Source organism: Streptomyces sp. NPDC088354, assembly GCF_044753585.1.
Taxonomy (GTDB): domain Bacteria; phylum Actinomycetota; class Actinomycetes; order Streptomycetales; family Streptomycetaceae; genus Actinacidiphila.
In genome coordinates, this window is the sequence record NZ_JBIVNJ010000080.1 from 1 (window position 1) to 13,176 (window position 13,176).

Annotated in this window: 7 protein-coding genes and 1 pseudogene; 2 read left to right on the forward strand and 6 right to left on the reverse strand. The window is 67.3% G+C overall.

What is annotated here, in order from left to right:
• Positions 1-984 precede the first annotated feature (984 nt).
• Positions 985-2,007 carry a LuxR C-terminal-related transcriptional regulator gene (locus ACIP98_RS40745; protein ID WP_401981700.1) on the forward strand — a complete coding sequence of 341 codons (1,023 nt, stop codon included), beginning with the start codon at positions 985-987 and terminating at the stop codon, positions 2,005-2,007.
• A gap of 64 nt (positions 2,008-2,071) precedes the next feature.
• On the opposite strand, the gene ACIP98_RS40750 is transcribed toward ACIP98_RS40745, so the two are convergent.
• The 3 genes from ACIP98_RS40750 to ACIP98_RS40760 all read right to left on the reverse strand — a co-directional run bounded on the left by ACIP98_RS40750 (position 2,072) and on the right by ACIP98_RS40760 (position 10,067).
• The gene (locus tag ACIP98_RS40750; RefSeq protein ID WP_401981702.1) at positions 2,072-3,757 is read right to left on the reverse strand and encodes an IS1182 family transposase; all 1,686 of its coding nucleotides are present in this window, start codon (positions 3,755-3,757) and stop codon (positions 2,072-2,074) included.
• A 197-nt stretch (positions 3,758-3,954) separates the two neighbouring features.
• Positions 3,955-8,058: a carboxypeptidase regulatory-like domain-containing protein gene (locus ACIP98_RS40755; protein WP_401981704.1), complete on the reverse strand. Its 4,104-nt coding sequence runs from the start codon at positions 8,056-8,058 to the stop codon at positions 3,955-3,957.
• Positions 8,059-9,605: 1,547 nt separating this feature from the next.
• On the reverse strand, positions 9,606-10,067 hold the full coding sequence (locus tag ACIP98_RS40760; protein WP_319666015.1) for an ABATE domain-containing protein: 462 nt from the start codon (positions 10,065-10,067) through the stop codon (positions 9,606-9,608).
• 115 nt (positions 10,068-10,182) lie between these two features.
• On the opposite strand from ACIP98_RS40760, the gene ACIP98_RS40765 reads away from it, so the two are divergent.
• On the forward strand, positions 10,183-10,932 hold the full coding sequence (locus ACIP98_RS40765; protein WP_319666014.1) for an MBL fold metallo-hydrolase: 750 nt from the start codon (positions 10,183-10,185) through the stop codon (positions 10,930-10,932).
• A 453-nt stretch (positions 10,933-11,385) separates the two neighbouring features.
• On the opposite strand, the pseudogene ACIP98_RS40770 reads toward ACIP98_RS40765, so the two are convergent.
• The 3 genes and pseudogenes from ACIP98_RS40770 to ACIP98_RS40780 all read right to left on the reverse strand — a co-directional run.
• A pseudogene (locus tag ACIP98_RS40770) lies at positions 11,386-11,887 on the reverse strand (transposase); the annotation flags it as partial.
• A gap of 27 nt (positions 11,888-11,914) precedes the next feature.
• The gene (locus tag ACIP98_RS40775) at positions 11,915-12,211 is read right to left on the reverse strand and encodes a hypothetical protein (RefSeq protein WP_319666013.1); all 297 of its coding nucleotides are present in this window, start codon (positions 12,209-12,211) and stop codon (positions 11,915-11,917) included.
• Positions 12,212-12,816: 605 nt separating this feature from the next.
• The coding region (locus tag ACIP98_RS40780; RefSeq protein ID WP_401981708.1) for a transposase at positions 12,817-13,176 on the reverse strand (360 nt) is incomplete at its 5' end.

A 13,176-nucleotide genomic window follows, 5' to 3' on the forward strand; every position in this document is an offset into this window, starting at 1 on the left:
ACGTGGTGGTCACCGTCGTCCTCACCCTGGTCCTGCGGGCCGTCAAGGCGCCCGAGGGCCTGGACGAGACGGCCGTGAAGGACTACACCGCCGACGCCGGCGACCCCGGCGTGCAGCGGGATCTGCCGGGGGACCAGCCCGACCTGCCGGTCACCGCCGGCCACTGACGGGCAAGCAGCCGGAACTGCTCACTGCGTGAGACCGTATCCGCGCATCGATCGTTGCGGCGCGCGTAGCCGGTTAAACACCTGGTCATCCGTTCGGAGTGGCGCTCGGCTGGGGCATCCCCAGCCGAGCGGTTCGCACTGTCTGGCCTCATAAGACCGGCTCCTACGTGGTGAGGCGGTCGTTGGGCTGTTCATGGGGGCGGGGTACGTGGAGTGGAAATGTTCCGGACGGACTGTGGGAGCTCGCGGAGCCGCTGATCCGGCCGTCGAGGGTGCGGCCGCACGGCGGGGCACGCAGGACACGCCTGATGAGACTCTGTGATCCCGGAGTAGCTCGCCAGGCGCCGTAAACGCGCGGCGCAGGTTGCCCACGCGGGACATGGCCATCGCACTGCCGTTTCTGGTTCGCCCTCTGTGCTCAACTTCAGTGACTTCCTCTCGTCGGCGCGGATGAATGTTTCGACCTGTTGGTTCTCGCGCACCCCCCTTATTCGGACCTGCCGAGCGGCGGGATATTCCGCGTCATCCGTTCGGTGGCGGGCGACAGGCCCTGAAATGCCGCTGCTTGACATGCGACAGTCGATGGCGAGCTGTCACCGGACTCTGATCCACCAGGGGGTTGGCGACATGCTTCAGCACACCGAATCGATGAGTGAAATTGAATTTAAGCGTCACGGTTTCACCGGGTCTGACACTCACATACTTTTTTCCTGTGGTGTCACACGCGAGCGTGTAAACAGCCCCGCCGATCGTGCCGTACTGCCCTGCTCGGTATCCTCGCGTCTGTTGGGATATTAGGTTGTCCGTGGAGGTGGCCATGCTAGAGGTTCTCGGACTGGACCAGCTTGCCGAGGCGCTTTACCTCATATTGGTAGACAACCCGCCTCTCTCCTTGCGGGAACTGTGTCGACGTACTGACCGCGGGTCCGACGAGGTCCTCGTTGCTCTGGCGAAGCTCGAAGATGGCGGTCTCATATCGCGTGTGCCGGGCCCGTCTGCCTCTTTCACTGCACTGTCACCCGACCATGCCATGGAGGCCCTTTTACTCGCCCGCGAACGCGATATTCGCCGGGTGCGGGCGATGACCGAGCAGCTGACCGCACGTCACCGCGAAGCCCGCCGCAGTCGCGAATCCGCCGAACTGATCCAGGTCGTCACCGGCTGTGAGAACGTCGCACGCTTCGGGCAGCAGCTTTTCGCCCGTGCCCAGCGGGAAATTCGAGGTATCGACGCGCCTCCGTACGCGCGGTCCAGCGACGGGGAACTCGTCGACTCCGTCGCCGCTGTCACTCAGCGTGGCCTGCGTAGCCGCTTCATCCGCGCGCGCGACACGCTTGCCCTGCCTGAAGCAGCCAAGCGGATGGAGTTCGACGTAGCTGCGGGCGAGGAGGTCAGAATCCTCCCGACGGTGCCGATGAAAATGGTCATCGCTGACGATCAAGCCGCACTCATCCCGCTCCAGACGAACCCAAAGGTGATGGACGCGTGCATTCTCGTCCATCCCTCCGCGCTGCTCGACGCGCTGAGCGCCCTCTTCGAGTCGCTGTGGAACGAGGGCCAGCCGTACTTGTCTTGGGGCGAGAGAACGGACGACCTCATGAGTGACGAGGAGAGACGCATCATCTCCTTGTTGGCAGCGGGTTTTTCCGACGAAGCTATCGCGCGCCAGCTGGACCTCGGGTACCGAACCGTGCAGCGCCGTGTCCAAGCTCTGCTTGGCCAGCTTGGAGCTGTGAGCAGGTTCCAGGCCGGGGTGCTCGCCGCCAACCGTGGGTGGTGGCAACCGAGTTCCGAAGGCGAAGGCGTGGGTGTGCCCGTGGATGCCGGGCCGACGCATTGACCGACTCGCGGAGCCCGAATCTTCACCATCGACAGAGGGCCGGCCCCCTCGGGACGCTGTTGGTTTATTCGGCCCCTGCTTGTGCCCCGTCGAGCGTCAGCTCGACGGGGCACAGTGCTGCGAAGTGGCTGGTGCGGGTGCGGGCTCGGGGTGCGCCGGTGAGGTGCGCGTCGATGCGGGCGAGGTTGATCGCGGCGCCGGTGAGCTGGTGTTGGAGGCTGGTCTTTGTCAGGCCCCGGTAGCGGGATCTGCGCAGTCCGCAGCGTCCGACGGCTTGAGAGATGGTGCCTTCGACGCCGGCCCGGATCTTGTAGCGCTCCTTCCATGCATCGGTCTGCTGTTCAGCGCGGATGTGCCGGATGGCGTCGTGCTGCGCCTGCTGTTGCCGCAGCATGAGTTCTCGGCGGCGGCCGGTGGCCGAGCTGACGCATGAGCGCAGGTGGGGGCAGGGGCCGCAGCGGCTGGCGGGGAACCTGACGCGGATGACGGGCAGGCCCTTGGAATCGTTGCGGGGATACCAGTCCGTGGCGGTGGCACCGCCTGGGCAGGTCACCTGCCGGTGTTCCCAGTCGACGGTGAACGCGTCCAGCCCGAAAGCGCCCTTGGCCTGGGCCGAAGTGTTTGCGACCAGTGGCCCGTGCAGTTCGACACCATGCCGGTCGGGGGCGGCAAGGACATGGGTGGCGGTCGGATATCCGGCATCCACCCAGTGCTCGGCGGGCAGGCAGTCGCGGGCGGCGAGGGAGGTGTGGATCTCCTCGTTCATCGCGTTGTCCGCGACAGTCGCCACCGTGGTGGCCACGTTGGTGACCAGGTTCGGAACGTCCGTCTCGCCGCAGGTCTCGGTGAGGTGGACTTTGTATCCGTCCCACATGGTGTCTCGTTTGACGCCGACACGGGCCTCCGGGTCATAGGGGCTGACCAGGCGCGTCGCGCCCGGCGGCCGGTCTTTTGGGCCCCGCCGCGTCACCTCGCCGTCCACCCGGTGGAAGTGCTGGACCCAGACCTGACGCAGGACCTCCACCTCGTCCAGCGAACGGAGTGCCGCGGGGGCGCTGGCGCCGAAGACGGCTTCCAGCAGGCGTGTCCCGTCCCGGCCGATCCGCAGCCCCACCTCGTCCCGCTTCGCACGGGATTTGGGGAACCGGGAGTCCTCGGCCCTGGTGGCGTAGTGGCGGAACCAGTCCGACTCCGCGATCTCGGACAGCCACTCCGGAGCGGCCTGCGCGAGCGCGTTCAGCGCGGCACGCAGCGTCTCAACAACCTGCTCCAGCCAGCACAGCTCACGCGCCGACGACAACACGTGCGAGGAGTCGGTGCGGGCCCGCCCCGCGGTCTTGAGCAACCCCTTCTCCCGGGCTGCAACCAGCACACCGTCCATGACCCGCCGCCCGCCATCGGCCCTGGGTGACCGGTCCCTGAACTCCGACAACACCGAGAAGTCGAAGCCAGGATCGTCGAGCTGTAGCCCGAGCGCGTACTTGAAGTCGATCCGTGCCCGCACCGCCTCCGCGGCCTGGCGGTCGGTCAGCCCTTCCACGAACTGGAGCACCGACACCAGCGCCAGCCCGGCCGGTGACCAGGCGGGCCGGCCTCGTGAGGCGAACAGATCCGCGAAGTCCTCGTCGCGGAACATCGGCCCCAGCTCGTCCCGGACCCGGATCGCCAGGCTCCCCTTCGGGAACGCGGCCCGGGCCACCCGCACCGTCTCCGCCGGAATCTCCCCCGGCCCCTTCGGCTGCAACGACATCGACACCCACCCCACACAACAACGTCGGTCCCCATGACCACAACCGGGTCATGGGGACCGACGTCACGCAAGGGGCCGAATAAACCAACAGCATCCCCATCGGGGGTGCGGCCCTCGCGCCTGTCGTGGTTCGCGTCCGGGGTGCGCCGGCGGCCCGTTCCCAGTGCCGCCGGCGCGGTTCCTGACGCTTCCTCCGGCTACTTGCGCTTCAGCGTGAAGTTGCCGGTGACCGTCGCCCCCTTCTTCACCTTGATCGTCGTAACGGTCGGCTGGTAGCCGTCCTTGGCGACGATGACGGTGAGGGGGTTGTTGCGGACGTCGAGCCAGAGGCCGTACGTGCCGTCCGCGGACGTGGTGAGCGTGTAGGACGAGGCCCAGCTGTCGATCTGGACGGTCGCCCCGGCCAGCGGCGCGGTGCCGCCGGTGGCCGTGTTGCCCAGGACGAGACCGGCGATCTTCCCCCAGGTCTTGGGCGGGGCGACGTGCAGGGTGACCGGGATACGCGGCACGGAGTACGGCGTGTCGGTCACCACGCTGAGTTTGGCCCGCAGGTCGCCGGGCTGGGTGACCGAGGCAGCCGTGGCGTCCAGGGAGACGGTGACGACCGCACTGGCGCCGGGCTCCAGGGTGAGCTGCTGGACGCTCGTGCTCAGCCAGTCGACGTCGCCTCCGCCCTGGTCGTAGCCGGGCAGCACCTCGACCTTGCTGATCGGTATACCGGGGGCTGCGCCGCCGCCGACCTTGTAGAAGCCGGGTGCGCCGCCGCCGCGGTAGGTGGCGGCGTTGGCGTTGGGGAGGGCGCTCCAGGTGCCGGACTCCGGGTCGAAGGCCTGACTCAGGTTCGTGATGAGGTGATCCCCGGCGCCGCCGCCCACCAGGATCAGACGGCCGTTCGCCGCGGCGTACGCCGAGCCCCACTGGGCGGACGGCATGTCGGCGAGCTGCGTCCAGCTGTCGGTGCCCGGGTCGTAGGCGTAGGTGTGAAGGATGTTGTTGTCGGCCGGACCCAGACCTCCGGCGCAGTAGATCTGGCCGTGGATGGCGCCGCACGCCTCCCACGAAATGCGCTCGGGGTAGTCGGCGATCTGCGACCAGCTGCCGGTGCTCGCGTCGTAGACGCTGGCGTCGGTGGTGCCGCAGAAGTCGCCGCCGCAGCCGCCGATCATGTACAGCTTGCCGTCGAGGACGGCCGTACCGGAGCCGGCGTACGGCTTGGGCGCGGGCGCACCGGTGGTCCAGCTGTTCGTCTGCGGGTTGTAGATCTCCAGCTTCGCGTCCGGGGTTCCCCTCGGGCCCCAGCCGCCGACGGCGTAGAGCTTGCCGTCGATGATCCCGTGCGCGGGGGCCTCACGAGTGTCGGATGCGCTCGCCAGCTTCGTCCAGCTGCCTTCGACCGGGTCGAGGACGTACAGGTCCCTGACGTCGGTCGAACCGTCAAAGCCGAATGCCGAGTAGAACTTGCCGTCCAGCGTGTCGACGGCGTTGTCCATGAGGGCGGTCGGGAGGTCCGGACCCGTCTGCCAGGCGTCGTCGGACGGGGTCGCGGCGGCCGGCGCGGCCTTGGCGGCCGGCACGTGGGCCTTGCTGGACAGCGGGGTGAAGTCGCCCTTGACGGTTCGCAGGGCGGCGCCCTTGTCCTGCTGGGTGAAGCCGCCCGCCTCCTCGCCGAGGTTGACCGTGGCGGCCGCGCCACCGGTGTTCTTGACGGTCAGCTTCTGCGACGCGGAGCCGCCCCAGGCGACGGAGGCCGAGACGGAGGCCGGAGTGATCGTGACCTCGCCGGCCTTGAGCTTGAAGTTGGCCTGGACGGCGCTGTCGGCCCCGGTCTTGGCGTTCTTGGTCAGCGAGGAGTATTTGGTCTTGGCGGCGGTGAAGGGGTGGCTGCCGAAGGCGGTCGAGAAGAACGAGTAGAAACCGTCAGGCAGGTTCGGGTCGTCGGGCGTGGCGGCTGTGGTCGCCTTCTCGGACGGCTTGTCCTGGCTGGTGACGGTGGCTCCGACGATGCCGACACCGGTGTTGGCATCGGTCACGTTGCCCACAACGAGACCACCGGGCAGGGCAGTCAGCTGCCGGTTGCCGACGGAAACGTTGTCGACCTCCCAGTACCAGCCGAAGCTGCCAGTGAAGTGGAAGCGCAACTGTACTTCGGACTTGTCCGCGAAATCGGACAGCGACACCTCGATCCGCTGGGCCGTGAGGCTCGTCCCGGCAGACCACACCGTCTTCCAGGTCTTACCTCGGTCGGCGGTCGCCTCGACGGTAGCGGACTCGACACCACCTTGATTGTAGTCGGTAACGAAGGTTACCTCGGGGTCGTTCTTCCCGGTGAAGTCGTAGACCGGGCTGATCAGCGACGTGTCCTGGGAGGCGTCACTGCCGAAGTAGTCGCTGTCGACGACGGCGAACGCGCCCTCACCACCGGTGCGATTGCCGACGTTGCCCGGGTCGTCGAACTCCCAGCCGCCCGTGGTGCCCTCGGCGTTCTCCACCTTCCAGCCGGCCGGCGGGGCGTCGGTGGCGTCGAACGGCTCGTTGGTGCCGGTCACGTCGATCCGGTAGCCGGGCGGGGTCGCCGTCCAGGAGTCGACCGGGACCGAGATGCCCACCGTCTGCGCGGAGTTGCCGACGGTGACCGTCTTGCTGACGGCCTTGTAGCCGGGGGTGGCCGCCGCGACGTGCAGCGTGTACGAGTGCCCCTGGGGCAGGTCCAGGCTGTACCCACCGGTGGCCGGATCGGTCCACACCGCGCCGGGGACGCCGTCCGCGGTGATCTTGGCGTACAGCGGCCAGCCGTGGCCGGCGCCGTCGGTGACCTTGCCGGCGACCGTCTGGCTGGGCACCGGGGCGAGGGTGAAGTTCTTGGTGACCGTGGCGTCGTCGTCGACCACGACACCGCCGGCGGAGCCGTCGGCGTAGCCGAACGCCGCGACGGAGACGTCGTAGGTGCCGGTGGGCACGGTCAGCGAGTACGCACCGGAGGCATCCGTACGGGCGGAGTTGTCACCCGCGCTGACGGTCGCACCGGCGACCGCCTTGCCCGTGGCGCTGTCGGTCACCGTGCCGGTGATCACGCCGTGCGGACCGCTGCGGAACGCGGTCAGGCCGGCGGGGGTGCCGAGCCCGGTCGGGCCGTCGTAGCCGGTGGCGCCGTTGCACAGGTACGACGGGGAGCAACTGCCGTTGCTGCCGGTGGTGACGTCGTTGATGCCGGTGCCCGCCGCGTACGGATAGGCGTTGGGGTACGAGCCGGCGACGGGGGTGCCGGCGGCGGCGTACACCGAGGCGATGATGGGTGCCGAGACACTGGTGCCGGCATAGACCGCCCAGCCGCCGTTGCCGTAGGTCTGGTAGACCGCCACGTCCTGCGCGACGGCGGAGACGTCGGCAAGGGACCGGTTGGCGCAGCCGGTGTCGTGCTGGAAGGCGGGCTTGGGCTCGTACAGCGAACAGCCGGAACCGGCGTCGCCCCAGGCGGACTCGGTCCATCCGCGGGTCGTGGACGGGGCGCGGGTCAGCGTGGTGCCGCCGACCGCGGTCACGTACTGCGAGGCGGCCGGGTAGGCCACGCCGTAGCCCCAGTCACCGGTGGACGCGGTGATCGCGACGCCGGGGTGGTTGTAGTGCGCGTCGAGTTCCGTGGTCTCGGACGGGTCCTCGCCGTTCCCGCTCTGGTATCCGCTGCCGTAGGAGTTGGAGACGTACTTCGCGCCGAGCGCGACCGCCTGGTCGACGCCGGCCGCCAGGTTGTCGAAACCGTTGTTGTCGGCCTCGACGAGCAGGATGTGCGCGTTGGGCGCGATCGCGGAGACCATGTCGAGGTCGAGGGAGATCTCACCGGCCCAGTTGGGGTCCGATGGGGGGTAGTGGGTCCCGCCGCGCTGGTCGACCTTGCGGAAGCAGCCGTTGTCCGTGGTGCAGGCCGGCAGGCCGTACTGCGCCCGGTAGACGGCGAGGTCCGCCTCGGCGGTCGGGTCGTCGAAGGCGTCCACGATGGCGACGGTCTGACCGCCGCCGCCGTCGGCGGGCAGGTCGTAGGCGCTCTGCAGATCGCCGGCGCCGTAGCCGGCCGGCGTCTCCGCCGCCGGCATCACGCCCTTGGACGCCTTCACATCGGTGCGGCGCAGGGCGAAGCAGCTGAACTGGCCGGGCTTCGGCGTGTCACAGGTCGGTTCGAAGGAGGCGCGGGTGGCGGCGGCCGGGGTGGCGGAGTGTGTGTCCGCGGTGCTCGTGGCCAACGCCGGTGCCTGCACCCCGAGGAGCGCCATGACGGCGGCGCCGAGGACGGCCAGGCCCCTGGTCACCGTCCGGCGTACAGGGTTTCTGGTTCTCGCTGGTCTGCGCAACGTGGACTCCCGTGCATGCGTGCTGGGGTGGAGCCGGGTTCGACTCGCGGGCGACGGTGAACGCCGTAGCGTTCACCGGGCCCATTAGTGAGACCGGTTCTGCGCATGTCAACGGGCCTTCGTACCGGGTAGTGGTGACGGAAAGCCAGCGAACGGGCGATCTCCGTTATGCGTCCGTCGCAACTGCCGGAGGTTTCGCGTCAAAAATGCGGTGTTGTACGTCCGCTGAGCGAACGGAAGCCATCAGCGCCGCACGACAGGGCGCCGAGGGCGTGATCACGACACGGCGTGAAGACGCCAGCTTCACATCGAGTCGGTCGTGTCCGCCCGCACGATCGCGCCATCGAGACAACGCACACGTGGGAACGGTAGGGGCGTCGGCGTGGCCTATGCGGCCTGTGGCGTTGAGGCGGCCCTGTGGCCAGGTCTCCTTCACCCATGCGATCACCGCGGCTTCGTCCCGTTCGACACCGGTCGGGTGGGCGTCCGGCAGGTCCAGAAACGCGCGACCGGTCTCTTCTCCCACTCGCCGTTCAGGGCTGCGAAGAGTTCAGCGCTCAGCAGCAGCGAGACCTGCGCCTGCGAGGCCAGATCACAGACCCGGCCGTCGACATACCTTCGGCTACCGTCGCACCGACCGCACACCCGCAGCACATGCGCGATGAACGCGCCCGCGTGTGTGAACCGGGCGGCAATCTCAAACCGCAATCACCTTCGGAACGTTGGCGTTCGGCGGCCGGCCCACCACCCTGCGTGGACCTCACACACAGGGCCTACCGCAAGGGTCACGACTCGTCCGCTCCCGACGACATCAGACATCGAATGTCAGTAGTTGTCGTGTATACCAACCACCGGCAGGCCGACTCAGCAGTCACCGGTGGCGTGTATCGCCATCAGGAGTCACGCAGCAGGTCTGACTCGGCATGCAACAGGGTCTCGCGCGTTCGCACTACAAGCCGACGGCGAACTGCGGCAGAAGCAGCATCCCGACGACGCCCGCGAGTTGGAGCCAGGGTCACCCAGCGCACTCGGCGATCAGTAGCGGGGTGCTGCGGCCTCCCGAGCTGATAGACGAAGCTGGAGTAATTACTGTAAAACTGGCCATAGTTAACATTCGGTGCGCGTCAATTCTCCATCGTCGCAGCCCAAGAGTGAGGCATTCATATTCTGTTTTTTGGCGCACTGGATCTACCGGTGAGTTGCGTTCAAGTGATTTGCTCTCGGTTTGCGGCTGCTTTTGGGTGTATGGGAATGACTGGAAGTGGTTGACTCCGAATGAAGATAAAGAATGCGCAACCAACCTCCGGCGTCATCGATTTCGGGGATCTATGGGTGAAGGAAGGTGGGGTAAGTTGTGCGTGAACGGCCGGACCGTGTCTCCGAGCAAGGCACTCATTGGTTTCCGATGTCCCTCCAGTCGCACATTGTCGAACATCACCCCGATATCGAGGTGCTGCGGTTCGGCTCGCCCGAGCCGTCCCCCGGTGCCGGGCGAGGAAGCGCTCTCAACGCGGCGCGTGGGCGCACTGAACGGCAACCAGGACAGGCGGAACGCAAACTTGTGGCCGTTGAAAGAGACACCGCGGCCGCCCTCGGAGCCCGACTGGTTTTCGAAGACGTGGCTGGGTTCTCAATGGACTCAGGCAGATTTTCGTGCCGGGGCCCGCTGCGTGATCGGGTGACAGATTGACCTGCCTCACCTGCCAGGTCCCAGCTGTGCCGGCTGACTGACCGCGTCGGTGCGGGCGAATCACAAAGCGGATGTGTGTGCGCAGCGTGCGAAAGCGCGCCACGTCACCCTCGTGCAGGACGTCGCCTGCCGATGTGAGCCGGTGTGCAGTGAGCCACTGCAGGGCACCGGCCGGAGTGTCCAAAAGATCCAGGGACTGGCCCCCAGGCGAGGTCACGACGCTTTTGACGAGATCGAGTGCCGGGTACTGCTCGACCCCCGGGGGCGGGCTGCACATCAGGCCGTTCTATCGGGCTTGCCAACATGCACCTCATGGTACGGCTTGCACTCACCCACGAGAATTCGTATGTTTATCATGGATTACCACCCACCTATTCGTGAGGTGTTCCAAGGTGCAGCAGGTTCCCATCACTGTTTTCAGCGGTCCGACGGTTCTCATCGAGTATGGAGGTCTGCGGCTTCTGACCGATCCGACCTTCGACGGCCCCGGCGACTACGAGTTGCCCGGCGGCCTGGTGCTGACGAAAACGGCACCCTCCCCCATCACGCCGAAGGAACTCGGCCCCGTCGACGCCGTACTGCTCTCCCACGACCAGCACGCCGACAACCTCGACACTTCCGGACGAAACTTTCTCGCCGGCGTGCCACTCACCCTCACCACCACCGACGGCGCACAACGCCTCGGCGGGACTACCCGCGCGCTCTCCCCTTGGGCCTCTGTCGAACTGCCCCGCCCGGACGGCGGCATGGTGACCGTAACGGGCACGCCAGCCCTCCACGGTCCGGAAGGAGCCGAGGCGATCGCAGGTGAAGTGATCGGGTTCGTCCTCACCTCCGATGACCTGCCCACGATCTACGTCAGCGGCGACAACGCGTCACTGGACGTGGTGAGGCAGATCGCCGAGCGCTTCGGGCCCATCGACTCCGCGGTTCTCTTCGCCGGCGCACCTCGACTGCCCGTTTTCGATGGCGCACTCGTCGTCCTGGACGGTGCCGGGGCCGCTACAGCCGCACAGATCCTCGAAGCCCGACGTGTAGTCCCCGCTCATTGCGACAGCTGGGCCCACTTCACCGAAGACCGCGGTGATCTCGTCAACGCCTTCACGTCTGCCGGCATCGCGAATCGGCTGCAGCTTGACTGAGCCTTTTCAGCCGGGCCACCGACGGGTGACAGCCATCTGGTCGGCAACCCGTGCAGAACGGGCGAGGCTCCCCAGCGGTTGAGCGAGATGTCTGACGTCTCAACTCTCTGCCGGGGAGCGTTGTCTACGTGTCTTGCCGCACGGGACCTGCCTCCTGCGCTGGTCGAGGGGGTGACCGCCGCTGCAGGCTCGGGCCTTCGCCGCGTGCCCTGGTCGCACTGGTGTACCCGCGCAAGCACGGCAGCCTCGCGCAGATCGCGGCCGGCTTCCGGATCAGCGTGAGTACCGCCAAGGACCTTCCCGCGATAGCACCAGCCGGGTGATGCCGTTGCAATCGCTGCCGCGAGTCCGGGCGAGACGGGGGGTCCACATTGCCGCACTCGTCATCCCAGCCGGCCAGACGCCACCAGCACGGTCGATGCGGGGCCGCCGGTTGTACGTATCGCCGATGTCCGCTTCCAGCGGCGGGATCAGCTGCGTGACGTCATGCCGGTTCCCGCCGGTCACGGACACGGCCGGCTGGGTGCCGCGGCGGTCGACGATCAGGTGGTGTGGGGAGCCGGGGCGGGCTCGGTCGACCGGCGACGGGCCGAAGTGATCCCCCCTTGAGGGCGCTGACATGGGAGCCGTCAAGCCGGTAGTGCGCGGTTCGGCAAGGAGCTTCGTGTGCATTCGGGGCCAGACACCGGGTCCAGTCCCGTAGACGACGCCAGGCGGTGACGCCCGGGCACCCCACCACGCGTGCAGGAACGTCCCGCCAGGCCACACCCCTGCGCAGCACGTAGACAATGCCCGCCAGCACAACTCGGTCAGGCACCCGGAGTCGGCCTGGGTGCAGGTGCCTTCGCTCGGGCTGCGGTGGCAGCAGCGGGGCTACGCGCTCCCACAGGTCATCACGGACAAGATCATCGGACACCCCGCAGACTCTGCCGACGAAGATCACTGGCTGCCGCAGACTCCACTGGGATGGCAGTCACCGCGGTTACCGTCCCTCGCGAGGAAGGGCTGCCACGAATTCCGAAAGGCTATTCGCTTGGGGCGGCTCCTGCGCACGGAGGTAGCGCCTGTAGTGGTTGGCGACCAGCCGGCGCAACTCGGACTCATCCGGCTCCGCCCCGGTCAGTTCGAGGCGGACTTGGTGGGGCTCACCGACCATGCGCAGCGGCCTGGCCAGCGCATCGAATCCACACGTGTACTCCTCGGGTAGCTCCCAGAACGCCTCGGCGTACGCGTGATCCCTGAGGACATACATGTGGAACTCGTCATCGAAGATGATCACAGGCCCGATCGGTGTAGGCACTCATCCACTATGGCGGGTCGCTCCGCGCTGCCCGCATGCTGGGGTCCCTTCGCAAGTGCCGCCACCGGTCGTGACCAGCCGACTCGTGAAGCCTTGCAGGCGCAGTCGCTCTTACGAGGCGAGCACGTCGTCCAGCACTGGCCGGCTGTTGACCTTCTCTGTCTTTCGCGGACTCCGGCACCTTGAAGTCGTACGCCCAGGCGGAGCGCGAAGCCGCGTGCACGCCGATAGCGAACTCCATCACCGTGCCTGAGGCGGTGCATGTCCTCGTGTCCGCTGCAGGTTTGGGCGTCCGCTTGGGTACAGGGTCGTCGTGGCGCAGTCAGACACCCCGTCAGCGAGCCGCGCCGCTCCTCATCCTTGGTGTTCGTGCGACTCGGTGACTTTGCCCCCGCCACGGCGCGGTCTCCCGCGGTAGATCGTCCAGACGCCGACCAGGACGAGCGATGCGCCGAGGAGCGGCCATCCCCAGGATCCGCCGTCGCGACAGTCCCGTATACCGACGAAGAGCAGGAGCCCTGACGGAATCAACCCTGCCCAGTCGACGGCTCTGCCCAGTTTTCGGAGAATTGCATGCTGCATCACTAGTGTCCTGCGCCGGAGATTCGTCGGCAGAAGCGGGCGAGTGAGTCGAGGATTTCCTCGGCGGTTTTGGTCCAGATGAACGGCTTGGGGTCTTGGTTCCAGTTCTTGACCCAGGTTCGGATGTCGGCTTCGAGGGTGCGCACGTTTTTGTGTGCTCCGCGGCGGATCATCTGGTCGGCCAGGAAGCCGAACCACCGCTCGACCTGGTTGATCCAGGAGGAGCTGGTGGGGGTGAAGTGCATGTGGAACCGGGGGTGTCTGGCCAGCCACGCCTTGATCGCGGGGGTCTTGTGGGTGCCGTAGTTGTCGCAGATCAGGTGGACCTCGAGGTGTGCGGGAACCTCCTTCTCGATCTTGAT

Coding starts and splice junctions, on each gene's coding strand:
- ACIP98_RS40745 (WP_401981700.1), top strand. CDS start 985: ATGCTAGAGGTTCTCGGACTGGACCAGCTTGCCGAGGCGCTTTACCTC.
- ACIP98_RS40750 (WP_401981702.1), bottom strand. CDS start 3,757: ATGTCGTTGCAGCCGAAGGGGCCGGGGGAGATTCCGGCGGAGACGGTG.
- ACIP98_RS40760 (WP_319666015.1), bottom strand. CDS start 10,067: ATGTGCAGCCCGCCCCCGGGGGTCGAGCAGTACCCGGCACTCGATCTC.